The organism is Phenylobacterium sp., assembly GCF_030697925.1.
Taxonomy (GTDB): domain Bacteria; phylum Pseudomonadota; class Alphaproteobacteria; order Caulobacterales; family Caulobacteraceae; genus Phenylobacterium.
The window spans coordinates 1-23,442 of sequence record NZ_JAUYOJ010000097.1 but is presented as its reverse complement, the minus strand read 5'-3'; the positions used below and the strand labels follow the sequence as shown (position 1 = coordinate 23,442).

Annotated in this window: 24 protein-coding genes; 10 read left to right on the top strand and 14 right to left on the bottom strand. The window is 65.8% G+C overall.

Translation table 11 applies throughout. The annotated features are described in order from the left end of the window. Positions 1 to 256, bottom strand: a 256-nt coding sequence (locus Q8Q88_RS09380; protein ID WP_305674931.1) for a hypothetical protein, incomplete at its 3' end; no start/stop codon positions are given. Positions 257 to 973: 717 nt separating this feature from the next. On the opposite strand from Q8Q88_RS09380, the gene Q8Q88_RS09375 reads away from it, so the two are divergent. Together Q8Q88_RS09375 and Q8Q88_RS09370 are read left to right on the top strand one after the other, a co-directional pair. Beyond that, positions 974 to 2,464, top strand: a complete 1,491-nt coding sequence (locus Q8Q88_RS09375; protein ID WP_305674930.1) for an O-antigen ligase — start codon at positions 974 to 976, stop codon at positions 2,462 to 2,464. Between the two features lie 79 nt (positions 2,465 to 2,543). Further along, positions 2,544 to 3,530, top strand: a complete 987-nt coding sequence (locus Q8Q88_RS09370; protein ID WP_305674929.1) for a glycosyltransferase family 2 protein — start codon at positions 2,544 to 2,546, stop codon at positions 3,528 to 3,530. Here Q8Q88_RS09370 and Q8Q88_RS09365 read toward each other — a convergent pair. The 5 genes from Q8Q88_RS09365 to Q8Q88_RS09345 all read right to left on the bottom strand — a co-directional run bounded on the left by Q8Q88_RS09365 (position 3,527) and on the right by Q8Q88_RS09345 (position 9,972). Next, the gene (locus Q8Q88_RS09365; protein ID WP_305674928.1) at positions 3,527 to 4,693 is read right to left on the bottom strand and encodes a glycosyltransferase family 4 protein; all 1,167 of its coding nucleotides are present in this window, start codon (positions 4,691 to 4,693) and stop codon (positions 3,527 to 3,529) included. The genes Q8Q88_RS09370 and Q8Q88_RS09365 overlap by 4 nt on opposite strands. Positions 4,694 to 4,820: 127 nt before the next feature. After that, positions 4,821 to 5,240, bottom strand: a complete 420-nt coding sequence (locus tag Q8Q88_RS09360) for a type II toxin-antitoxin system HicB family antitoxin (protein WP_305674927.1) — start codon at positions 5,238 to 5,240, stop codon at positions 4,821 to 4,823. A 100-nt stretch (positions 5,241 to 5,340) separates the two neighbouring features. After that, a complete protein-coding gene (locus Q8Q88_RS09355; protein ID WP_305674926.1) occupies positions 5,341 to 7,131 on the bottom strand; it encodes an ABC transporter ATP-binding protein in 1,791 nt (596 codons plus the stop codon). Positions 7,132 to 7,340: 209 nt separating this feature from the next. Continuing rightward, complete coding sequence (locus Q8Q88_RS09350; RefSeq protein WP_305674925.1) at positions 7,341 to 8,537, bottom strand: CDP-glycerol glycerophosphotransferase family protein; 1,197 nt, start codon at positions 8,535 to 8,537, stop codon at positions 7,341 to 7,343. 31 nt (positions 8,538 to 8,568) lie between these two features. Then, on the bottom strand, positions 8,569 to 9,972 hold the full coding sequence (locus tag Q8Q88_RS09345; RefSeq protein WP_305674924.1) for a bifunctional cytidylyltransferase/SDR family oxidoreductase: 1,404 nt from the start codon (positions 9,970 to 9,972) through the stop codon (positions 8,569 to 8,571). Between the two features lie 457 nt (positions 9,973 to 10,429). On the opposite strand from Q8Q88_RS09345, the gene Q8Q88_RS09340 reads away from it, so the two are divergent. Then, positions 10,430 to 11,311 carry a glycosyltransferase family 2 protein gene (locus tag Q8Q88_RS09340; protein ID WP_305674923.1) on the top strand — a complete coding sequence of 294 codons (882 nt, stop codon included), beginning with the start codon at positions 10,430 to 10,432 and terminating at the stop codon, positions 11,309 to 11,311. Between the two features lie 2 nt (positions 11,312 to 11,313). Next, positions 11,314 to 12,234 carry a glycosyltransferase family 2 protein gene (locus tag Q8Q88_RS09335; RefSeq protein ID WP_305674922.1) on the top strand — a complete coding sequence of 307 codons (921 nt, stop codon included), beginning with the start codon at positions 11,314 to 11,316 and terminating at the stop codon, positions 12,232 to 12,234. On the opposite strand, the gene welK is transcribed toward Q8Q88_RS09335, so the two are convergent. Then, positions 12,229 to 13,323: a beta-1,4-glucuronosyltransferase WelK gene (gene welK, locus Q8Q88_RS09330; protein ID WP_305674921.1), complete on the bottom strand. Its 1,095-nt coding sequence runs from the start codon at positions 13,321 to 13,323 to the stop codon at positions 12,229 to 12,231. The two genes, Q8Q88_RS09335 and welK, sit on opposite strands and share 6 nt — an antisense overlap. Before the next feature lie 197 nt (positions 13,324 to 13,520). Between welK and Q8Q88_RS09325 the strand changes: the two genes are divergently transcribed. Next, positions 13,521 to 13,847, top strand: coding sequence for a hypothetical protein (locus Q8Q88_RS09325; protein WP_305674920.1), 327 nt, complete (start codon positions 13,521 to 13,523; stop codon positions 13,845 to 13,847). Positions 13,848 to 13,856: 9 nt separating this feature from the next. On the opposite strand, the gene Q8Q88_RS09320 is transcribed toward Q8Q88_RS09325, so the two are convergent. The 6 genes from Q8Q88_RS09320 to Q8Q88_RS09295 all read right to left on the bottom strand — a co-directional run bounded on the left by Q8Q88_RS09320 (position 13,857) and on the right by Q8Q88_RS09295 (position 18,922). After that, the gene (locus Q8Q88_RS09320) at positions 13,857 to 14,354 is read right to left on the bottom strand and encodes a PEPxxWA-CTERM sorting domain-containing protein (RefSeq protein ID WP_305674919.1); all 498 of its coding nucleotides are present in this window, start codon (positions 14,352 to 14,354) and stop codon (positions 13,857 to 13,859) included. A 122-nt stretch (positions 14,355 to 14,476) separates the two neighbouring features. Then, the gene (gene rfbA, locus Q8Q88_RS09315; protein ID WP_305674918.1) at positions 14,477 to 15,370 is read right to left on the bottom strand and encodes a glucose-1-phosphate thymidylyltransferase RfbA; all 894 of its coding nucleotides are present in this window, start codon (positions 15,368 to 15,370) and stop codon (positions 14,477 to 14,479) included. A 55-nt stretch (positions 15,371 to 15,425) separates the two neighbouring features. After that, complete coding sequence (rfbB, locus tag Q8Q88_RS09310) at positions 15,426 to 16,484, bottom strand: dTDP-glucose 4,6-dehydratase (RefSeq protein WP_305674917.1); 1,059 nt, start codon at positions 16,482 to 16,484, stop codon at positions 15,426 to 15,428. A 43-nt stretch (positions 16,485 to 16,527) separates the two neighbouring features. Beyond that, positions 16,528 to 18,033 carry an AAA family ATPase gene (locus tag Q8Q88_RS09305; RefSeq protein WP_305674916.1) on the bottom strand — a complete coding sequence of 502 codons (1,506 nt, stop codon included), beginning with the start codon at positions 18,031 to 18,033 and terminating at the stop codon, positions 16,528 to 16,530. A gap of 212 nt (positions 18,034 to 18,245) precedes the next feature. After that, entirely contained in the window at positions 18,246 to 18,491 is a 246-nt protein-coding gene (locus tag Q8Q88_RS09300; RefSeq protein WP_305674915.1) for an XrtV sorting system accessory protein, read from the bottom strand. Between the two features lie 278 nt (positions 18,492 to 18,769). Next, the gene (locus tag Q8Q88_RS09295) at positions 18,770 to 18,922 is read right to left on the bottom strand and encodes a hypothetical protein (protein ID WP_305674914.1); all 153 of its coding nucleotides are present in this window, start codon (positions 18,920 to 18,922) and stop codon (positions 18,770 to 18,772) included. Positions 18,923 to 19,140: 218 nt separating this feature from the next. Here Q8Q88_RS09295 and Q8Q88_RS09290 point away from each other — a divergent pair, with 218 nt between their 5' ends. The 3 genes from Q8Q88_RS09290 to Q8Q88_RS09280 all read left to right on the top strand — a co-directional run bounded on the left by Q8Q88_RS09290 (position 19,141) and on the right by Q8Q88_RS09280 (position 21,238). Beyond that, entirely contained in the window at positions 19,141 to 19,821 is a 681-nt protein-coding gene (locus Q8Q88_RS09290; protein ID WP_305674913.1) for a sugar transferase, read from the top strand. A gap of 138 nt (positions 19,822 to 19,959) precedes the next feature. Further along, positions 19,960 to 20,844: a WecB/TagA/CpsF family glycosyltransferase gene (locus Q8Q88_RS09285; RefSeq protein WP_305674912.1), complete on the top strand. Its 885-nt coding sequence runs from the start codon at positions 19,960 to 19,962 to the stop codon at positions 20,842 to 20,844. A gap of 43 nt (positions 20,845 to 20,887) precedes the next feature. Beyond that, the gene (locus tag Q8Q88_RS09280) at positions 20,888 to 21,238 is read left to right on the top strand and encodes a hypothetical protein (RefSeq protein ID WP_305674911.1); all 351 of its coding nucleotides are present in this window, start codon (positions 20,888 to 20,890) and stop codon (positions 21,236 to 21,238) included. Here Q8Q88_RS09280 and Q8Q88_RS09275 read toward each other — a convergent pair. Next, a complete protein-coding gene (locus Q8Q88_RS09275) occupies positions 21,235 to 22,008 on the bottom strand; it encodes a competence/damage-inducible protein A (RefSeq protein ID WP_305674910.1) in 774 nt (257 codons plus the stop codon). The genes Q8Q88_RS09280 and Q8Q88_RS09275 overlap by 4 nt on opposite strands. A gap of 276 nt (positions 22,009 to 22,284) precedes the next feature. Here Q8Q88_RS09275 and Q8Q88_RS09270 point away from each other — a divergent pair, with 276 nt between their 5' ends. Next, positions 22,285 to 22,740, top strand: a complete 456-nt coding sequence (locus Q8Q88_RS09270) for a surface-adhesin E family protein (RefSeq protein ID WP_305674909.1) — start codon at positions 22,285 to 22,287, stop codon at positions 22,738 to 22,740. 446 nt (positions 22,741 to 23,186) lie between these two features. Further along, positions 23,187 to 23,442 (top strand): hypothetical protein (locus tag Q8Q88_RS09265; protein ID WP_305674908.1); only part of this gene is annotated, 256 nt, incomplete at its 3' end.

The window sequence follows — 23,442 nt, the reverse complement described above, 5'->3', positions numbered from 1 at the left end:
TCGAACCCCTGGCCGGGTCGACGACGACTTCCACATTGCTGAAGTTCAGGCCGCTGGAGTCTCTGATCGACAGGTCCGTGAAGACCGCCGGAGCGCCGGGATCCTTGGATGTGATCGTCACATCGCCCACAAACTTCAGATTGCTGATCGCGACGTTTGAATACGTCCCGGATGTGAGGAGGATGGTATCGCCAGGTTGCGCGACCTTCAGCGCCTGCAACAGTTGGGTCGTGGTCGACGCCGTGATCGTGGACATTTGATCTCTCCGCAGGTCTCGTAGTCCTGGAGAGATTTTCCCACCTGGAATACTCGACGATAATCTGATGAGAGATTGATATATGTCCGCGTTTACGTTGGCCTTAAGCGTAGTGGTTAATTTTTGTTCAGTTAATTTGTAGTATACCCATTTGGTTGACAGGCATTTACTAGATTCTTGCCGAAAGTCACTGGCGACTTTCTGACGCAGGCAAATTTCCCCGCCGGGCTCGACTCGAAACCCGGCAAGGACCAGCCCCATGGCGGCGACCAGGATCGCCAGCAACAGGCCGGCGGCCAGCTTGGGAAGATGTCGAGGCGTCATGCCGAGTTCCTGGTTATGCGCGCGCGGCGGCGCGATAAAGCCCCGTGGAGCGACCGCTTCCTCATACCCGTCGGATCAGCCCGAGCGGCGACGCTAGGCGTCGGTCCCTGGCCGCGCCAGCGCCAATTGATCTGGCGATTCAGGCGCGATAAGGGCGCCGGGCCGGTCGACACGATAACCCTGCCTCCGCTACCTTCCCTCAACGGGTGATAAGGGTTTGCGCAGGTAGGTAGGCAGCGACGACCTATCGGCGCCTGTGCGGGTGCGGGCGTATGAACAGGAGTCCAAGGGATGACAGGCGCCCCGAGGCCTAGACCGCCGAACGCCCGACCGATCGTCATCAAGCCCTACTCGACACCGGCTTGGGGTTGGCGGCGGTGGGTGAAGCCCGCCGTGTCGCTGCCGCTGGCGTTCTTCTTTCTGGTCTACGGCTTCTTCTATGCGCTCACGACGCCCTATCTGTTCATGGCGTTCGCCGCGCCGATCGGCGTCCTGGCCCTCGTGGCGATCTGGGCCTTGCCCGATCTGAAGCACGCGCCCACGCGCACCATGCACTATCTGTTTTTCGCGTTCTTCGCCTGCCTGATCCTCTGGCCCAACTATCTGGCCATCGCCCTTCCCGGTCTGCCGTGGATCACCCTGCTGCGGCTGACCGGCATCCCGATGACCCTGTTGCTGCTGATCTGCATTTCGACGTCGAAGACGTTCCGGCGCGAGCTCGCAGAGATCCTCAACACCGCGCCCGCCGCCTGGATGCTGCTTGCGGCCTTCGTGGCGATCCAGTTCTTCACCATCGGCCTGTCGGCCAATCCGAGCCGCTCCATCCAGAAGTTCATCGTCTTCCAGACGAACTGGACGGCCATCTTCCTCGTCGCTTGCTACGTCTTCGTCCAGCCCGGTCGCGTCGGGCGATATATCGCCGCCCTATGGATCATGGCGATGATCATCTGCGGAATCGGAATCTGGGAGGCCGCCATCCAGAAGGTGCTCTGGCAGGGTCATATTCCCGGCTTCCTGAAGATCGCCGACGCCGATGGTATTCTGGCGGGCGACTTCCGCGCCGGCTCGGGCCAGTACCGGGTCAAGGCGACGTTCACGACCTCCTTGGGCCTCGCCGAATATCTGGCGCTCATGACGCCGTTCCTCCTGCACTATGTGTTCGGCAACTACCGGCTGCTGGTCCGGATCGCGGCGGTCGCCTCCCTGGTGATCTTTTTCCGGGTGATCGACTCGACCGACTCGCGGCTGGGCATGGTGGGCATGCTGATTTCGGTGCTGCTCTATGCCGGCGCCTGGGGGCTGCTGCGCTGGCGACGGGACAAGTCCAGCCTGCTCGGACCAACCGTCGTCCTAGCCTATCCCGCGTTCTTCGTTCTGCTGGTCGGCGCGACGTTCTTCGTCCGTCGCCTTGAGATGATGGTCTGGGGCGACGGCTCGCAACAGAGCAGCAATGACGCCCGTGGGGCCCAGATCGCGCAAGGTCTCCCCAAGATCCTGGCGAATCCGATCGGCTACGGCCCCGGCCAAGGCGGAACCGTTCTAGGTTTCAGGATCGGGGGGTTCCAGACCATCGACAACTATTATCTGGCGATCGCCCTAGAGTACGGCGTCATCGGCTTCATCCTCTATTACGGCTTGATCCTGTACATGGGCTGGCTCGCGGCCCGAAAGGTCCTCGACAGCAACAACGCCTCAGATCGGGAGGTCGATTATCTTGTACCGCTCGGTATCTCGCTGATGGTGTTCTTCGTGATCAAGTCCGTCTTCAGCCAGCAGGACAACCATCCGCTCATCTATCTGGTGATGGGCATGATCGTGGCCCTCCTCTACCGGCTTTCAAAGGCCACGGCGCCGGGGAAGAGCGCCGCGGACCCGATCGCCTAGATTTCCGGCCCGACCCGCAGACTGTCAGACTCGACGTGACCAGCTCGCCGCCGGACGGTGAGCCGCCAAGGAAACCACCATGGGACAACAACCGGACGCCGCGGACCTGGTCAGCGTCATACTCCCGACCTTCAACCGCGGCCGGACACTGACCCGGGCGATCAACAGCGTGCTCCATCAGGGCTACGCGAACCTCGAACTGCTCGTCGTCGACGATGCGTCTACGGACGACACCGCCGAGGTGATGGCGAAGATCACTGATCCCCGTGTCCGCTATGTCCGGCTCGCCAAGAACGGGGGCGCCAGCCGCGCGCGCAACGAAGGCTTGAGGATCGCCAAGGGCGACTATATCGCGTTCCAGGACAGCGACGACGAGTGGCTGGCCGACAAGTTGCACCGGCAACTCGCCGTGGCCAAGGCGGCCGGCGGCCCCGACGACGCGATATGCGTGTTCCACACCAAGGTCATGTATGTCAGCGGCGAGACCTCGCAGACTAGGCGCAACAAGATCGTCTGCATTCCCGAACTCGACCGCAATCCGGACCGGGACTACCTCATAGCCGAAGTGCACAAGGGCAACCTGATCAGCCCCCAGGCGCTGCTGATGTCACGCGGCGCCGTGGCGGCGGTCGGCTTGTTCGACCAGAAGCTCGTCAATTGCGTCGACTGGGACTACGCGATCAAGCTCATCTACCGGACCCAGGCCATCTTTATCGACGAGCCATTGGTCATGACCTATTTGCAGACCGACAGCATCTCGATCCTTGGGCGTCGGGGTGTTCGCTCGCAACTTCGCATCGCGCTGAAGCTGCTGCGAGAACACGACGTCGACCGCAAGGTGATGGCTGGACATTTCAGCCGGATCGGCTGGTGGATCAGCAAACTCGGCAATCCGCGGATGGGCCGCCGGATCCTGCGCCGCTCGATCGGTCTGGCGCCCGGCGCCTGGAAGACCTGGGCGCGGCTCGCCGCGGCCGAAGGCTTGGTCCTACGCGCTATCCTCGACCCCCGGGCGCGGATCCGGCAACCGACACGCCGGAAAGCCGTGGGCGTCGCGACCGCCTAGCGCCTCACCGACCCGCGCGCGATCGCCTCGAGTAGCACCTGCTCAAGCCGGCCGGTCATCAACCGGGAATCGAAGGTCTCGGCGACGCGCCGCGCGTTGGCGCCCATCTGGCGCCGCAAGGCCTCGTCGTCCGCCAGCCGCGCCATCAGTTCGGCCTGGGTCGCCACATCGCCCGGTTCGAACAGGAAGCCGTTCTCACCATGCCGCACCTGATCGACGATACCGCCCAATCGCGAGGCGACCAGCGGCAGGCCCGAGGCCCCGGCCTCGGTCAGGGTGACGCCGAAGCCCTCGACCCAGCCGTCCACCTGCCGCGAGTGCTGCAGAAAGGCATGGCCGTCGCGCAGAGTGCTCGCGACGACGGGCGGCGGCTGGAGGCCGAGAAGATGCACTCGGTCGCTCACCCCGCTCCGCGCGGCGGCGGCTTCGAGCGTCGGGCGCAACGGACCATCGCCGATGAACACGAGTTCGATGTCGGGCCGGCTTGGCGCGATCCGTTCGAACGCCTCCAGACTCTCCAGCACGCCCTTCTCCGGCGACAGGCGCCCGACGCTCACGAACCGGAATGGTCGCCCGGCCTCATGGACCGGCAGCGGCCCCTGCGCGAACACCGCCAAAGGCGCGCCGCACGGGATGACGCTGGATCGCTCGGTGAGCCCGAGCGGCGCCAGCAGATCGCGTTGGAATGTTCCGACCGTCACGAGGTGGTCAACGGTCGGCAGGGCCTTGGCGACGGCGCGCCGGTAGGCGGGATCGTGCATCCGGGTGGAGACGTCGCGGCCATGGACTTGCCAGACCACGGGAACGCTTCCGCCTAGAGCGGCCGACACGGGCAGGCCCGACCAGGCGAAATGACACAGGACCGCGTCGACGCTGGCCTCGGCGACCGTATGTCGGATGTCCCGCCGCTGAGCCTCGTCCGGCAGCACGGCGGAAGCAGATCCCAGACGCCGACTTGCGCGGCGCCACAGCGAGGCCGGCGGTGCAAACGGAGTGCCGAATTGTCGCGTCTCCAGGCCGCTCGGGATCTCAACCGCGTTCTCAGCCATCTTCCAGTAGAGGAGAACAGGCTCGACCTCCTGGAACTCCAGGCACTGCCTCAGGATCCAGACCTCCGACGGAATTCCCAGCTCGGCGACGACAACCCCTACCCTCGGCTTCACGGACGTCTTTCGCTCTCGCCTCTGTCGCAGTCGACCCGTTCGACTGACCCTGGAATGGCCGCCAAACTACGGGTTTTCGCCTGAATACAAAGTGTAGAGCGCCGCGGCGCGGTCGCGCCCGCCGCCGCTAGGCCACGAGATAACGCACCCGACCTTGCATCAGGCTGCGCATCGCCAACGCCACAACCCCGGCTCGACTGAGCCCGAGGTCGGCGCCCATATGATCGACTACGGTCAGGACTTCGTCGGGAAGATGGAGGGCGCCCGACGTTTCCGGCGGCGGCGCGCCCAGCCGGACCCATAACACGCCGCTACCTGGCCTGGGTTGGGGCTGAACCGCGGCCAACTCGCTGAGGGACCTTGGCTGCGGCGCGGGTTGGCCCTGTCGCGCGAGGGCGTCCAGATGCAGGACCAGGGCCTGTTCGGCTCGGGCTATGGCGTCCGCGGTGTCGACGCCCGATGAGAGACAGTCCGGGACATCGGGAAAGCTGACCCTGACGCCCTCGGCCGACGGCTCCAGAATGGCCAAGTATGTATGCGCGACCATGTCATCCTCGATAGGCGCCGCTGTCGGCGCATCAACAGGATATGATCGGGATGTATCATCCGCATGACGCCCGCGAACCGCGCCTCAAGGTCGTCGTCGGCTATGCGCTCCGGGACGCTTGAGCCTTCACTGGGCGCTTGGCCTTGTGGCTTTCGATGAGAGACATCCGCCCGCCTTCCAGCCGGACCAAGGTGTCGCACCGTTCGATCGTGGTGAGCCGGTGGGCGACGATGATGATCGTCAAGTCCCGGTCGAGCTGGTCCAGGGACGAGATGATCGCCGCTTCGGTTGCATTGTCGAGAGCGCTCGTCGCCTCGTCCAAGATGAGCACGGAAGCGTTCTTGTACAGCGCGCGCGCTATGCCGATCCTCTGACGTTGGCCGCCCGACAGCCACACGCCGCGCTCACCGACGCGCGTCTCGTAGCCCTCCGGCATGCCTTCGATGAATGCGGCGATCTGCGCCTGGCGCGCGGCGTGGCGCACCCGCTCCCGGTCGATCTCGTTGTCGGCGCAGCCGAAGGCGATGTTCCGTTCGATCGAGGTATCCGCCAGGAAGATCGACTGGGGGACGTGGGCGATCTGTTCGTGCCAGGCTCGCAGGTTCGTCGGCGATAGTGGCACGCCATCCACCCTGATCTCGCCGCCCGAAGCGGTCAGCAGGCCCATGATCAGGTCGGTGATCGTGCTCTTTCCACTGCCAGTCGTGCCGACGATGCCGAGGCGGGACCCCTTCGGGATTCGCAGGGAGACATCGGAGAGCACCTGGGGCGTTTCGGGACCGTAGCTGAAGCTCACATTGTCCAAGTGTAGTTCGTGCTCGAAAGGCAACACGGGCTTGGCCAGGCCTTCGGCGTCGCGGCGCGGCGTCGGCAATTCCAGCAGGTCCAGGAGATTGCTGAGCGTGCGCCAGTTGCCGGTGAGCTGCACGACGCTGGCATAGCCTTGTTGCATCAGCGGCAGCAGCCGCTGGGCGCCGATCGCCAAGGCCGCCAGGGTCGGCAGGGCCGCGAGCAGACCGCCGGGCTGGGAGTTGAAATAGAGGGATATCAGCGCGATCAGCACCATCCCCAAGGACTCGAGGATGTAACGCGGCGACGTCGAGGCGAACGTCACCATCGCCTGGGCGTTGGCGGCCTTGTGGTCCAGCTTGCGGAACGTCTCGATGAAGAACGGCTGGGTGTTGTCGAGCAACACCTCGCGCACGCCGCCCAGGCTCTCCTGCACGGCCCGAAGTCGCTCGGCGTTGATCTTGGCTAGGATCGAGCCGTTGGCGCGCAGCCTTTTGCGCAGCGTCAGGGAGATGATGACATAGCAGCCGCCGAAGCCGAACAAGGCCACGCCCGCGACGACCGGGTTGATCACGATCAGCGAGGTGATGATGCAGAAGCCGATGACTAGCGAGCTGGTCGCCTGCATCAGCGGGATCAGCACGCTGTTTGTTAGGGTGCGGATCTCCTGGACATTGGTGATCAGCACGCTGCTGTTGCGTTCGATGTGGAACGAATAGTCCTGGTAGACCAGCTTGCCGAACAGCTCACTCGAGAGGTATCGGCCGACGGCGAAGACGAACCGGTTCATCGACCACGATAGCAACAGCCGCATCGAGCCCGCCGTCACCGCCACGGCGATGAACGCCGCCGTCATCAGGCCGCGAATGTCGTCGCCGCGGCCGATGCCGAGGGCGTTGTGCAGATTGACCGCCTCCAAGTAGTCCCAAGCGCGATCGGGATTGCTGAGCACAGCCAAGAACGGCAGCACGGCGCCCAACGTCAGGACGTCGAGCAACGCGCCGAACAGCATCGCCGCCATGACGCCGAAAAGGTATCTGCGGAGGCCGGGCGTGAGCTGAAGGTAGATCCGCTTAACAAGAGCTACCAGACCGGCGCTCATACAACTTTCTCCAACCCAATCGGCGCCGCCAGCGTCCAGACCTCAGGTGAGGTTGAACCTGAATAACTATGAAAGGCCTAACCCCGGCCTCGAATCCCCGCGCTCGAGGGCGGTTTGGCCGTTATCGCATGCCGCCGCGTTGTCCGATGGCGCCCCGTGCAGGAGACCAAGCGCTCCTGTCCGCGACCACTCTGACCCTAGTCCATCCCTCAACGCGCCTCAACGCCGCCTCCGTTCGGGTCCGACCCCTGGCCGCCGGAGGCCAGCGCGGCTTCAACATAGGCCACAACGTTTGGCGAAACCGGGGCGACGCATCCCCCCCAGAACTTGCGGCGCACCTCTGCGGCGCCAGCGGGCTCGACAAGGGCTTCGCCCGCCTCGAGCACCGCGCAAAACCGATCGAAGTCGGATACGCGCAACCCTGCGGTATTCTCGTCGAAGGAGTACAACAACGCCCGGTCATCCTTCACATATTGGTCGTAGTCGAAGGTATAGAGGATAATGCCAGAAGGTTTTGTGAACAAATAATCGTACAATATAGATGAGTAATCTGTGATCAGGATCGAAAACCTATCAAGATATGTGTAGAAATCCACTTCATCCGGCCATCGCTCAATGTTCTCATAACCGTCAAGCGCGATACTTGATGTCCGCCGGTGAAGCTTGACGTAGAGCAAGGCGTTGCGCGCTCGTAGCGCATTCGACAACCGATTGAGATCCGGAAGGGCCTGTTCAACGAACGGCCGCCCGGTGTCCCGGAAGGTCGGCATGTAGATATAGACCTCGGCGTGGCCGCCGGGATTGAACGCGAAACCCTGCCGGCGATCGATGGCCTCCGACACCTCCCTCAAGGCATCGTCGGCGTGCACGTCAAGCCTTGGGTAGCCGAGCTGGGGGCAACGCACCTCAGGTAGCTCGAACTGATGAGCGAAATGGGCGCCCATGAAGGGCGAGGTGGTCACCACCGCGTCTGGCCACGTCAGGTATTCAAGGAAGAACAGGCGCATGACGGGGTTCCGGTCATGTTTCTGGGCGCGGCTGACAATGCCGCCCTTGTCGCCGAGCATCGTCGCCTTCAGACCAACCCCATGCCAAAGGTTGAAGAGGTATGCGCCGCCGCTCAGGTGCAGGTTGGTGTCCTCCACGCCGTGGCAGTAGACGAAGACCTTCGATCTGAGCGCCGCCGCCACGCCCTGGGGCGACCAGCGACGGAAGGCCGACAGACCTGCCTGGCGGATCGTATAGAGCGTGTCCTCGCGATCAGACAACCAGACGACGCGCAGATCGGGACGGTGGATCGAAACCCAGAGGAACAAATATTTCGCGTTGCCGGCGAAGACATCGCCCTGGTGCCCGAAAACCCAGTGGTCGGATCGCCGTGGAGCCAGCCTGGAGAGCGGCAGCACCGTCGCGTTCAACAACGCATGGAACAGAAGCCTAAAGCGGCGCTGCAGACCGAGTCTTAACGATGTCATAGATGATCCCGGTCGTGGGGCCGATGAGGATGCTGAGCGTCTTGCGGGCCACATCTTCCGGCTCGAGCAGGGACTCGGGTGGTTCGATACCGAACGCCTTAACCCGCATGGGTGTTCGCGACCGCTCCGGATTGACGCAGTTCACCTTGACGCCGGCGTCCGCCCACTCGTCGGCGAGGGCCTGGGTGAGGTTGACCACCGCCGCCTTGGACGCGCTGTAGGTCGAGTAGAGCGCGCGGCCATAGGTGTAACTGCTCGAGGCGAAGAAGGTCAGGTGGCCTTGGGCCGCGCTGAGATACGGATAGCTGAGCTTGGCGACGTTCACCGCTCCAAGGATGTTCGTGTTGATGCTCTCGGCGATCTCTTCCAGGCTCATATTGGCCAGCGGCTGGCGGTTCAGCACCGCCGCGGCGTTGACCACGGCGTCGATCCGCCCACTGCCCCCGGCGGCCTCCTCCAGCAGCTTTTCGATCGACGCGGTGTCCTTGATGTCGACCCCGGTGGAGCGGCCCGCGGCGTGGACCTTGGCGCCATAGGCCTTGGCAAGCTCAGCGATCGAGGCGCCGATGCCGCTGGTGCCGCCCAGGACGACGATCGTCTTGTCGGCGAGCCGCGACAGCGACATCGAATCCGACAGGGCGTCTAGCCGCCGCCCGGCCCCGTTCTGTAGGAATTTATCAATCACCAACAGGTCGTCGGCATAGGTCAGCTTCAGGTTCGTCAGCGAACCTTCGACCACATAGATCTTCTCGGCGGGCGAATATTTCAGCACCACGCCACAGTCGTCCGTCGTGCGGAAGTTCGGATCGAGCAGAGCCTTGTCGTAGGCGTCGCGGATCACCTCGTAATGGAACCCCTGCGGCGTCTGCCCGAGGCGGACCAGCCGCCGGTCCGGAATGTCGCTGATCGTCCCGGTGACGGGATCGGCGAAGATCACGGTGTCGGCCGCACTGACGGCCGTGTCGACGGCGCCATAGTGGCTCAGGGCCTCGATCACATCGCTGATCGTGCTGTGCGCGATCAGGGGCCGCACGGCGTCGTGGAATAGCAGGCGTATGTCGGTCGACTGCGCCTCGGTCTCGTACGCCCGGATCGCCGAAAGCGAGGACTCGTAGCGTTCCTGCCCGCCCAGGAGGATCTTCTTGACCTTGGTCAAACGCTCCCGGCTGACCAGGGCTTCGATCTCGTCGATGCACTGATCGTTGGTGACGACCGCGATCTCGTCGATGTCCGGATGGGACTGGAAGCGTTCCAGAGGGTGGGCCACCAAGGGGCGGCCGCCAAGTTTCTGCAGTTGCTTGGGTCGCGAGAATCCCGACCTTTCCCCCCGGCCGCTCGCCAGGATCACAGCAACGAACTTTGGCATCGGCACAGCACCTCGGAATGTCGGTTTCGTAGTCCGCGGGCGGACAAAGGCGAAGGGTCGGAGCTTTGTCAACAAAGCCGCCGTCGCCGGGGTCGGTCCAGCGTCGACCTTGGCCTGAAGGCCGCAAGGTCTATCGGGGATATCTTGATAGTTGTCTTCCCATCAGCCCGGAAGACAGGCAGGCGATGCGAAGTTCGATGGTGGGCGCTGGCCCGGGAACTTGCGGCTGCGGCCACAAACGATATCCGTGGCGCTGATGGGCAGTCCCGCGCCTTTCGGGACTTCGAGATTTGGTGACGATATTCATGCGACGGTCTTCAACCCCCAGGGCATTGCGATCGACGATTGTCTTCGCCGGACTCGACGCGGGGCAGTTTGCGGGCGCATCGGAGAAGTCCTTGATCAGGTTGGAAATGGCGAGAGAGCTCGGCGCGACGGTCAATCCAGGAGCGCCCGGTTGAGCGCCGCCCCGAAGGTCAGCGTCGTCATCCCGCACTATAGGGACCTGGCCGGTCTCGACCTCTGCCTGCGCGCGCTGGCGGCCCAGACCTATCCGGCCGCCGACTTCGAGGTCATCGTCGCCGACAATAATTCGCCGGAGGGCGAGGCTGCGGTCGCCGAGGTCATCGCCGGCCGCGCGCGGCTGGTGGTGGTGACGGAAAAGGGCGCCGGCCCCGCCCGCAACGGCGGCGTGGCCCTGGCGCGGGGCGATATCCTGGCCTTCACCGATTCCGACTGCGTGCCCGAGCCCGCCTGGCTGACCGAGGGCCTGGCCGCCCTGCCCGCCTACGATTTCATCGGCGGCCGGGTCACCGTCCTGGTCGACGACCTCACCGCGATGTCCGGCCCCGAGGCCTTCGAGCGGGTCTTCGCCTTCGACTTCAAGACCTATATCGAGAAGAAGGGCTTCACCGGCGCCGGCAACCTGTTCTGCGCGCGCGCGGTCTTCGACAAGGTCGGCGGCTTCCGCGCCGCCGTCTCGGAGGATGTTGAGTGGTCCTTCCGCGCCCGCGGAATGGGCTTGCGGCTCGGCTACGCCCCGCGCGCCGTGGTCGGCCACCCGGCGCGACGCACCTGGGACGAGCTGTGGGCCAAGTGGCGGCGGGTGAACGCCGAGACCTACCGTCTCTATCGCGAGCGCCCGGCCGGTCGGCTGATCTGGGTGGCGCGCAGCCTGGCCCTGCCGCTGTCGGCCCTGGCCCACACCCCGAAGGTGTTCGCCAGCGACCAGCTCACTAGCCTCAGCCAGCGGCTGAGCGCGCTCGGCACGCTCTTCAAGCTGCGCCTCTGGCGGCTGGGGCACGCCTTCGTCCTGATGACCGACGGCAAGGGCGCCTGACCATGCACGTCACCGTCTGCATCGTCGGCTTCCGCAACGCTCATGACATCCAGGGTTGCCTCGAGGCGCTCGCCCGCTCGACCCACACTGATTTCGACGTGGTCATCTGCGAGAACGGCGGCCCCCAGGCCTTCGAGGCGCTCCGCGCGATCCTGCCGCCCACCCTGGGCGATGGCCGTCCGGTCCACGCGATCCTGGCGCCTGGCAATCTGGGCTATGCCGGCGGGGTCAACGCCTGCATCGCGCTCGCGCCGGACTCCGACGCCTGGTGGGTGCTCAATCCCGACACCCATCCCGAGCCGCAGGCCATGGCCCTGCAGGTCGCTCGGCTCGCCGCGGGCGATTGCGAGGCGGTGGGTTCGACGATCTATCTCAGCGACGGGCGGGTCCAGTCGCATGGCGGCCGCTGGCGGCCCTGGCTGGCGCGGGCGGAATCCATCGGCCATGGCAGCGCCCTCGACATGGTCCCCGATCCCGCCGACATCGAGCGGACGCAGAACTATCTGAACGGCGCCTCCATGATGATGAGCCGCCGCTTCCTGCAGACCGTCGGCCCCATGCGCGAGGAGTATTTCCTCTATTGCGAGGAGGTCGAATGGTGCCTGCGCGGCGGCAAGCTAGGCATGCGCCTGGGCTTCGCGCCGGGCGCGCGGGTGCTGCACTATGCCGGCACCACCACCGGGTCCTATGACGACATGCGCCGCCGGCCGCGGGCTCCGATCTATCTCAACGAACGCAACAAGATGCTCACCACGCGGGACATCTTCCCGGCCCGCCTGCCCGTAGCGTCCCTGGCCTCCTTCACCCTGATCTTCCTGCGCTTCGGACGCCGCGGCGCCTGGCGCCAGGTGGGCTATGGCCTCTCGGGCTGGGTCGCTGGCATGCGCAATCGCCGCGGGGCGCCTGCCTGGTTCGGCCTATAGGGCCAGGCGCGGGGCGTTCCGCGTCTGGCGACGCTGACCGACCTGCAACATGACGTCGTGGAGGTAGGCGACAAGCTCGGCGGGATCCGTCGTCGCCAGGACCGGCGGTCGGGCGCGGACGTCCTTCAGGGCCTGGGCCAGTTCGTCGGGCGTGTTGGCGACGGCGATCAGCCCACGCGCGGCGAAGGCGCTCGTGATCTCGGCCTGATGATTGTCGTAGTGCTCGCCCTTCTCCATCAGACGCGGCATGGCGATCACCCGGCAACCCTGGCGCAGGGCCGTTATCAGCGAGCCCGTGCCGCCGTGGCAGACCACGATTGATGCGTCGCGAAGCAGATCCTGGATCTTGTCGAATGGCAGGGTCTCAAACACCTCCAGGTCCGCAGGCGCATGGCCGCGCAGGCCGGTCTGGATGATCACGTCCTCGGGAATGTCGCCGCGCGACTTCAGCTCGGCGACCGTGTCGACCAGGCGATCGAATGGCAAGGTCGCGCCGACCGTGGCGAACAGCAGCGGCTTCTTGGGCGGCGGCTTGCCGCCGATCAGGCGCAGGGGGTCGAAGACCTTGGCCTTCGGATAATAGGCGGCCAGGGCCTTCGACTGAACGATCAGGTCGTGGGCCAGAGGCGAGGCGACCCGCGAGAAGATCGAGGGCCGGTCAAACCGCGCGAAGGATTCGATCACCACCGTGCGCGCGCCCATCAGCCGCGCCCAGACCACCGCGAAGAACACGGCGCCCGCGCCGGTGGAGATGATGACGTCAGGCCGCTCCTTCCAGATGATGCCCGCCGAGCGGAAGATGCTGCGGATCGCCCCCGTGACCATCCGGACGGGCGCTCCGAGCCGCGCTTGCCCCACGGCGACATGCGGGATGAAGTAGGTGCGATGCTCGCCGGCGAGGCTCTGGCCGAGAGCGGTATCCTCCGTGACGAAGAAGTGGTCGTAGGCCGACCACACTGGCGCCAGGTCGAGGAGCTGGCGCACATGGCCGCCGCCCGACGCGGCGAGACAGATCTTCAACGGGCGCCCCGAGGTGAGTCCGGTGGCTGCCGTCAGATGTGCGTCGGGCGTCGCCAGCGGTTCCCTCATCGATTCTTCATAGCCCAATTGATCCGCCATCTTAGCGATCGGGCCTCAAGAACTCGTTACAAAAGCCGCGTCAATCAAGTTGTGGCCCACTTAACAACGCCGACGGTACAGTCCATTGAAACAGGGCCGAACTTAAGGCGCGCTCCGACGGGACCGCGCATAAGAGCGGTGAATCGCAGGCGAGGTCGGGCATCCGGATGACGTTTCGTTGGGCATTGATCCTTCTGGGCTTCTCCCTGGCGGGTTGCTCGAAGAGCGCGATCGAGGATTGGGCGACCTCCACCCGTGATCGCTTCGAGACCGCGGCCATCGAGTCGCGCATGGTCGTGGACTTCGAAACCGCGCCGGCCGACACCTCCGAAAACCTAATCAGCCGGCCGGCCCGGCCGGTCGCCAAGGCGCCGCCGGAACGCCCCGGCGATTCGCTCTATAGCGAACCGACATCGCCGTTCGCACCGATTGCCGAGCCGGAAGCTGCACCTCCGCCAGCCTCGACGAGCAGCGCCGGGCCGCCGAGCCAATAGCTTAGGGGTTCAGGCGATCGCCGCGCCGCGGCGGTTCCGCAGGGCGTGGCCCACGAGAAGGAAGCCGCTGATCAGCAGCATCCAGGTCGCGGGCTCAGGCACGGGCGAGAGCGGGCTGCGGGGCAGTCTCGTTTCACCCTCGGTCGGCGGCGGGAATAGCGGCACATTGGGACGGAAGCTCGGCAAGGTGATCAGCGTCACCGGCGTGAGCAGGTTGTCGGAGGGCAAGGCGAAGGTCTCGGCGGGAACCGTCGGAACTACTTCCGGCTCCACCCACCCCATCAGGGCCGGCTCGGGCCGCAGCTCGCCCAACAAGGCTGGCGGGGCGGAGGACAGCTGGCGCCAGAGGCCGGCATAGAGCGGTAGCTTGGGCGGCTCGACCACGGCGGCCATCAGGCCAAGTTTTCCGGAAAGCAACGCGGGTGTCATGGCCGGCGCCGGCAAGGCGGCCGCCAGCAGCAGGAGCGCGAAAAGCGCGCGGTTGGTGTTGGTCTTGTGCCCGAACATATCCAGCCCAGTCCCGTTTTGGGATCACCCCAGAATATACGCCTAGTTCTGGCGCATATGGAGGCTGATTCCCCCATTGCGGGACTTGCTGCAAGTTCTGGTCCAGCTTCGTGACCTAAGCGTCACAGATCGCGCGGACTCATCACGTGGCCGCGCTCGACGATATCGAGCAGGTAGCGGCCGTAGGCGGTCTTGGCGAACAGCTCCCCACGCACCTTGAGTTGCGCCCGGTCGATGAAACCGTGGGCGAAGGCGATCTCCTCCAGGCAGGCCACCTGGACGCCCTGGCGCTTCTGCACGGCGCGGACGAACTCCGAGGCCTCCACCAGGCTCTCGTGGGTGCCGGTGTCCAGCCAGGCGTAGCCGCGTGACAGCTGTTCGACGTAGAGCTCGCCCATCTCCATGTACATGCGGTTGAGGTCGGTGATCTCCAGCTCGCCGCGGGCGGACGGGCGCACCTGCTTGGCCAGCTCCACCACCCGGTTGTCGTAGAAATAGAGCCCGGTCACCGCCTGGCGGGACCTGGGCTCGGCCGGCTTTTCCTCGAGGCTGACGGCGCGGCCGTCGTCGTCCAGCTCCACCACCCCGTAGGCCTGCGGCTGGTCGACCTGATAGGAGAACACTGTCGCCCCGTGCTCCCGCGCCGCGGCGCGCTGCAGGAGCTGGCTCATGCCGGCGCCGAAGAAGATGTTGTCACCCAGAACCAGGGCGCAGCGCTGGTCGCCGATGAAGGCCTCGCCGATCAGGAAGGCCTGGGCCAGGCCGTCCGGACTGGGCTGCACCGCGTATTCGATATTGAGCCCCAACGCCGAGCCGTCCTCGAACAGCCGGCGGTAGTTCTCGATATATTCGGGTGAGGAGATGATCAGGATGTCGCGGATTCCCGCCTGCATCAGCACCGACAGCGGATAATAGATCATCGGCTTGTCGTAGATCGGCAGCAGCTGCTTGTTCACGGCGAGCGTCGCCGGATGCAGCCGCGTCCCCGAGCCGCCGGCCAGGATGATGCCCTTCATCGATCTCTCCAGTTGACGCCACACGGGACCGCGATAGGCCGCAAGCGGGCCCGGCTCAAGACGCCTTCAGGCCCAGCCGGCGCCCGGCGTCGCTACGCGCCAGGATCGGTCCCCACCAGGCCTCGTTATCCAGATACCAGGCGATGGTCTTGCCGATGCCGGTTTCGAAGCTCTCCTGGGCGGTCCAGCCCAGTTCGCGCTGCAGCTTGCCGGGATCGATGGCGTAGCGGTGGTCGTGACCCGGCCGGTCGGCGACATAGGCGATCTGGTCGCGATAGGGCCTTCCGTCCGGCCGCGGCCGCAGGCGATCCAGGGCGTCGCAGATCGCATGCACCACCTGCAGGTTGGTCCGTTCCGAGCGTCCACCGATGATGTAGCTCTCGCCCGGCGCACCCTTCTCGAAGACCCGCGTGAGCGCGCGGGCGTGGTCGTCCACATAGAGCCAGTCGCGGACATTGGATCCCTGGCCGTAGACCGGCAGCGGCTCGCCGGCGAGGCATTTGACGATCATCAGCGGGATCAGCTTCTCGGGGAAGTGATACGGCCCGTAGTTGTTCGAGCAGTTGGTCACCATGACCGGCAGGCCGTAGGTGTGGTGCCAGGCGCGCACAAGGTGGTCGGACGAGGCCTTGGACGCCGAATAGGGCGAGCGCGGATCGTAGGCCGTGGTCTCGGTGAAATAGCCGTCGTCGCCCAGCGAGCCGAAGACTTCGTCGGTCGAGATGTGATGGAACCGGAAGTCGGCCTTGGCCTGGGCTTCCAGGCCGCGCCAGTATTCCAGGGTCTCCGATAGCAGGACGAAGGTGCCGACGATATTGGTCTGGATGAAGTCCGCCGGGCCGTCGATGGAGCGGTCCACATGCGACTCGGCGGCCAGGTGGGTCACCACCTGGGGCTGGAACTCGCGCAGGGCCGCCCGGATCGCCGCGGCGTCACCGATATCGGCATGGCGGAATCCATAGCGGTTGCTGTCGGCGACGCTCTCCAGCGAGCGCAGGTCGCCGGCATAGGTCAGCTTATCGAGGTTCAGCACCTCATGGCCGGTCTCGGCGATCAGGTGCCGGATCAGGGCCGAACCGATGAAACCGGCGCCGCCGGTGACGAGTATACGCAAGCGCCTTCCCCCTCAGTCGTGACAGTCGCGACGCGCCGGCGGCCTAGCCTTGGCGGGCGGCCGCGCGGGGCGCCGGAGCGTCGTCCTTGGCCGCGGCCTTGTCGGAGATCTTCTCCGCGACCTTGTCGGCCGCCTTGTCGGCGACCTTCTCGGCGGCGAGCTTCTCGGCGACTGGGGCGGGCGCAGGCTTGCGGCTCTCCAGGAACCGCTTCTGGGCGGCCAGGATCCACAGATAGGGCAGCACGCTCTCCTCGGAGAACCGATAGCCCTTGCCGAGTTCGTCGTCGCTGAACTCCAGCAGGATGCGCTTGGTGGCCAGTTCCTCGACCGTGCTCTTGAAATTGGCCGCGGTCGCGGCGCTGGGATAGAGCGCATCCACGTCGCGGCCGTCGAAACGGCCATTGTTGAACAGGGCCGCCCCGGCCATGACGCCCAGCACGTGGCGCACGCCGCTCTTGGCGGCCTGGTCGATCTGGGCTTGCGAATGCTTGGAGATCCGGCCGCGGAACTCGGCCAGGGCCTGGTCGACGGCCAGGGACACATCCTCGACCGCGACCTTGGTGCGCGCCTTGTCCAGCGCCGCCAGCCCCGCATGGTGGCTGAGCAGGCTGGCCAGGTAGGGCGAGCCGTTGGCCACGAAGACGATGAAATCCAGGGCGGCGCGATCGAAGGCCACACCACTGATCTCCTCGCCGTTCTCGACCAGGTGGCTGATCTCGGCGGCCGTCATCTTCGGCACCTGCAGGGCGAAGATGTTGCGGCGGATGGAGGGAATGTGTTCGACCAGTTGGGTCAGGTCGGCGGCGACGCCGGCGATCACCAGCTGGGTGCGGATCGAGCGGTCCGACAGGTTCTTGATCAGCTCGGCGATGTTGCGCCGGAATTCCGGGGACTCGCAGACGTCGAACTCGTCCAGCACCACCAGCACCCGGGTGCCGGTCAGCTTGGCGAACAGGTCGGCCACCAGGCGCGGCGAAAGGGTCCCCGAGGGCAGCAGATCGGCCAGCGAGCCGCCGCGCTCGGCCTGCTCGGCGGTGGGCGCGAAGCCCGAATGGAACAGCAGCGGGATGTCGGCGGCGACCGCGCGGAAGATCTCGTCGAAGTTCGAGCCGGCGCCGCAGGAGCAGTAGACGACGATATAGCGGGCGTCCTGGGCGGCCTGGGTCAGGACGTGGACCAGCGAGGTCTTACCGATCCCGCGCTCGCCATACATGATCACGTGCACGCGCTGGTCTTCCAGCGAACGGATCAGGGTGGTCAGGACGTCGATGCGCCCGGCGAACATCCGTCGGTCGGTGATCGGCTGGGACGGCGTGAAAGCGCTACGCAGCTTGATGCGGGTGGCGGCGAACCGGTCGGTCAGGCGCGACGATAGCTGGTCACCGGCCGTCGATTGGAAGCGCGGGAACGCCGGCGCGGCGCCGGCCTTCTTTCCCCCGGTCTCGTCACGGCTGGGTGCGGCGAGCGGCGCCACGGAGAACACCGGGCTCGATTGCACCCCTTGGGCAGGCCTTGGCCGGCGTCCCAACAACCTGTTGATCCAACTCACGGAGCCTCCAAGCACCCTATGCGACGATGCGATGCAGCACCGCTCGGTCTAGATCAGAGAATTCTGACCGACCATCCTAAACACGGCGAATGTGGCGAAATCTTAAACCGACCGCAGTTGAATCAACGTTAATGGCCCAGCCGCCGGGCCGATCAACAGAAATCGCCGGACCTGACTTTGCGCCCCGCGCCCGGCCGCGCCGCCGGGCGTTTTCAGAACTTCAGGTTGAAGGGCTTCAGCACCCAGGCGACATAGGCCAGGACCACCAGGATGATCAGGAAGGCGAGACCGCCTTGCCCCTCGTTGCCGACATAGTTGGCCACCGCGCAGCCGACGGCGGCCGGCAGGTACTGGAAGACGTTGTCCTTGGGCTCTTCCTGCGCCGTGGATCGGTGCAGGAACAGCACGATCAGCCCCGCGAAGATGGCGACCGTCACCCAATCGTAGATCGTCTGCACGCCATCAACCCCCAAGCGCCGTACTGCGTGTCGGGCAAGCCCGAGGCTTGTCCCTTAGATCAGACCCTCCGGCCGCGCAAAGGTCAAACCCCGTGCGACGCGGATGGAACGCCCCTTCGGACGCCCCCGGATCGGCCGGCCTGCGGACGCCTTGCGGCGCGCGGTCCGAGCCGTCAACCTAGAGTGAAATTCTTAAGGTAAACTTGGCGGCGATCACTGAAACGTGCGGCGGCGACCGCCCTAAGCTCGGTCGTGCTCACGAAAGCTGGTCGCGGGGATCAGGAGATCAGGCCGCGAACGCCGACGATGATGGCCGCCCAGAGACCCAGCGATGCGAAGGCGCCGACCGCGAGCCCAACGCCCACAGGCAGGCGCGACGTTCGGGCCTGCGCCGTGCGCGGCATCGAAGCAATGACAGCTTTCGCGCCCATCGACCTCAAATTCCCAAGACGACGGTCGTTTCTCGACCATGTCCAATAAGAACGCAGCCGCGGTTAAAAATTCGTGCCCGGCGTGCGGGAAGTTGATCGTGGCTAAAAAACCGTTACCAGTTTCCGCGATAGTCACGAGCGCGGGCTGACTAGCGGGCATTTGGATGTTTGACACGGCGCATTCGGTTGATCAGCAGGCGGCGTTGCAACACGCGACGATGCCGCATGCTGTCACGCCGCTTCGTCCGGGCCCGCCGCCCGAGGACCACGACATCCCCGACGAGCGCCTGCTACCCCCGCTTCCGGTGGCCACCAGCATCACCAAGCGCCTGTTCGACATCCTCGTGGCCTCGAGCGCCCTGCTCGTCTTCCTGCCGTTGCTGGTGATGCTCGCCATTCTGATCCGGCTGGACGCTCCCGGCCCAGCCCTGTTCCGCCAGCGCCGCACCGGCCTGCGCGGCAAAGTGTTCACCATCTACAAGCTGCGCACCATGACCGTGGTCGAGGATGCCAACAACGTGCGGCAGGCCACCAAGAACGACGCGCGGGTCACCCAGATCGGCGCGGTCCTTCGCAAGCTCAGCCTCGACGAACTGCCCCAGCTCTTCAATGTCCTGGTCGGCGACATGTCGATCGTCGGGCCGCGTCCGCACGCCATCGCCCACGACCAGTTCTACAGCGAGCGCATCCCCACCTATGGCGACCGCTTCCGCGCCCGCCCGGGCCTGACCGGCTTCGCCCAGATCAGCGGCTACCGTGGCGAAGTCCGCGAACTGAAGCAGATGACCGAACGCATCGGCGCCGACAACGCCTATATCGACCGCTGGTCGCTGGGCCTCGACCTGATGATCGCGGTCAAGACCCTGCCGCTGATGCTGCGCGATCCCAACGCCTATTAGGCGACGACCGCCCGCGGAGCATCGCGACAACCCCTGCGTGTCCGCAGGGCCCAATTTCGCGTTCGGAAAAGAATCTTAACCGGCCAAGCCTAAGCTCGCCCTTGACCTGTTCCAGGCAAGCCAAGGATGAGGACGGCGTTGATCGCGGTCTCTGAGCGCAGACGCAAGAGCCGGACCCCGTTCCGGCGGCGCCGGCGTTCGGCCGAACGGATCGCCGCCCTGGGCGTGGAGATGGATCTGGTGCGGCCCGAGGAGGTCATGCACCACGTCACCGAGGCCGTGGAGAACGGCCGCTCCTGGTGCATCGCCAACCACAACGCCCATAGCGTCTATCTGAGCCAGAAGGACCCGGAGTTCGCGGCCTTCTTCGACACCGCCGACGTGATCGAACTCGACTCCACGCCGATCATCTTCTTCACCCAGCTCCTGGGGCTGCACTCGCGCCCCTTTCATCGCTGCACCTATCTGGACTGGCGCGAGCATTTCTGGAGCCTGGCCGAGCGAAACAGCTGGCGGGTCTTCTATCTCGGCGGCGAGCCCGGCGTGGCCCAGGGCGCGACCGACAAACTGCTGGAACGCTATCCGGACGCCCGGATCGCAAGCCGCCACGGCTATTTCGACATGACGCCGGGCTGCGCCGAGAACGAGGCCGTGCTGGCGGAGATCACCGCCGCCCGGCCGCAGATCCTGTTCGTCGGCATGGGCATGCCGCGCCAGGAGGTCTGGCTGCTGCGCAACCGTCACCTGCTGCCGCCCTGCGTGGTGTTCTCGGTCGGCGCGGCCTTCGACTATGAGGCCGGCGTCCAGGTGGCCGCCCCCCGCTGGGTCGGCCGCATCGGCTTCGAGTGGCTGTTCCGCCTGGCGATCGACCCGCGGCGGTTGTTCCACCGCTACTGCGTGGAATCCTGGTTCCTGCTGATCCCCGCCGCCCGCGACATCGCCGCGGCGGCCCGCGCCGGACGTCTGTTCAAGGGTCGCGGGGTAGCCCCGTTGGCGCCCCGCGAGGACGGCGCGGCGGCCTGACAGCGGCTTCCCCTCCGGTGACGGAGGCGCTATCGACCGCCCCATGCCGAGCGTCATCCTCTGGTCGGCCAGGCTGGCCCTGGTCGCCCTCCTCGCCTTCGCCCTGCACGGGGCCCTGGATCCCCGCCACAACGCCCAGGCCTTTCCGCTCGGCCCCGACGAGATCGAGCATGTGGTTCTAGCCTACGGCCTGACCATCCTGTTCGCCCTCTCGTTTCCGAAGATCAGCCCGTTCGCCTTCGCCGCGGCGATCCTGGCCGCCGGCGTCGGCCTGGAGGTCTCCCAGGCCCTGAAGTGGATCAGCGGCGGCTATGAATTTCGCGACGCCCTGGCCAACGCCGCCGGCGCGGCGGCCGCCGTGCTGCCGCTGATGCTGGGGCGAAAGCGGCGCTAGGCCGCCTCCACCTCGCGCACGCTGGCCACGCCGGCCTCGGCCAGGGCCGCGGTCAGCTCCGTCACCGCCGCGGCGAGTTCGTCGGCGTCGCGTCCGCGCAGCACCAGGTTCGAGCCGTAGAGGCCCTGGTCGAAGAACGGATAGCTGCCCAGCGACATGGCCGGATGGGCCTTGGCCACGCTCTCCAGCGGCGCGGCGATCGCGCCCTCCCCCGAGCCCTCGACGCGGACGGTGCGGCTCAGCACCACCGCCCCGCCCCGCAGGCGCGGGCCGACGTCCTCCAGCATGCCGCGCATGATCACCGGTACCCCGGCCAGGACGAAGACGTTGCCGATGGTGAAGCCAGGTGGCCCCTGGACCGGGTTCTTCACCAGGTCCCCGCCCACCGGCACCCGGGCCATGCGCCGCCGCGCGGCGTTCAGCTCGCCCGACCAGCGGGCGGCCATCATGGCGATGATGTCAGGGTGTTCGTACAGCTCCACGCCGAAGGCCGCGGCCACCGCGTCGGCGGTGATGTCGTCATGGGTCGGCCCGATCCCGCCCGTGGTGATCACATAGTCATAGCGGGTGCGCAGGGCGTCCAGCGCCGCCACGATCTCCTCGTGCACGTCCGGCACCGTGCGCGCCTCGGCCAGGTCCACCCCGTGGACGCCCAGATAGCGGGCGATGTCGCGCAGGTTCGTATCCTGCGTGCGGCCCGACAGGATTTCGTCGCCGATGATCAGGACCGCGGCCGTCACCCGATCGCTCGCTTCGCCCGCCGCAACCATCGCACCATCCCGCCGTTTCCCGCTGACCGCGCGGGCCATCCTGACTACCTCGCTGACGCCAGGGGCGGCAATCGCTCGTTTCCAGCTTAGAGCGTGACAGCCTGAAGTGGATGCCGGGTCAGGCGACCGTCACGCTCTAAACTTCTGAAGATAGACCCTTTTCACCCGGTGAGATGACTCCATCCGAGCCGGAAAGGGTCTAGCCGCGATCTTGCATTTGGGATTGCCAGGCGTCCCATCAAGGGATTTCGTGTCAAGGCCAGAGAGGATCAAGAAATGATCAAGGCGACCATCTTGGGTCTGGCGATCACGGTTCTGGGCGCGAGCGCGGCGCAGGCCGGCCCCTTCGCCACCATCGCCTTCCGCAAGGGCGACAGCGCGCTGGTCTATGACGCCGGCAGCGTCAACGGCGACAACGCCCGCGCCAGCGCCTGGGTCTACCAGATCCTGCACCAGCCGCTGGACGGCGCCACCCTCATCGCCACCTATCGCGAGTTCGACTGCATCTTCGGCCGCACCCGTGACATCGCCCGCCGCTTCGCCTCGCCGCAGGGCGAGACCCTGCGGGCGGTCGAACAACCCGACCAATGGCAGCCTGTCGAGGCCGGCAGCGACCGCGCCGAACTGCTGCGCCAGGTCTGCACCGGCAACCCCGGCCGCATCGCCGGCGACGGCCTATCGGTCTTCGCGTTCCAGGACGTGGTGCTGGCCGCCCTGAAGGGCGCGAAATAGCCTCAATCGGGTCGTCGATTTGTCACCAAAACTTCAAGCTAGACAATGGCTTCCTTGAAATTGAGTCGCGGCGCCTGCGGCGGACTGCCGCACCTTCGCGCCTCAGCCTGCCGTAGCGCCAACCTGCCCGCGCCACCCTAGGCGGGCGCCTTCACAGTGGGCGATTTTCGCGACCCGCGCGCGTCGGAAAACATTTACGGGACAACGAGATCGCCCTCGTATCTAGTGGCGATCGAGAGCCTTGCGGCGCGTGGGGCGCCATCCTGAAATCCCAGTCAAGTGCAGGGCGATCCGCGCCCGGCTTTCGGTCGTATGGCCGGCGGTTGGCCCAGCCGCCCAACATGCCGCACCACCAATCGCCGAGCGGATAGTGAACCTCTTAACCATGTCGCGAGCCCTATGGCGTCGGACCGCGTTGGCGTTGTTTGCAATCTCGGAGAAATCGGTTGGCGACTGTAACTGTCTCGGATCGAGAGTCCCTGCTCCGCGAGATCAAGGCCGCGCAGCCCGGCGACACGATCCTGCTGGAGTCTGGGACGTACGCGAACGTGTCGCTGAGCGATCTGAAGTTTGTGGGCGATGTGACGATCACATCCAAGGATCCCGGCGCTCCGGCGGTCTTCACGGACCTGTCGATCAGAGACTCCAGCGGCCTGAACTTCAGCAATGTGGAAGTCGTCGTCGACCCGGCCAGGGGTTCGA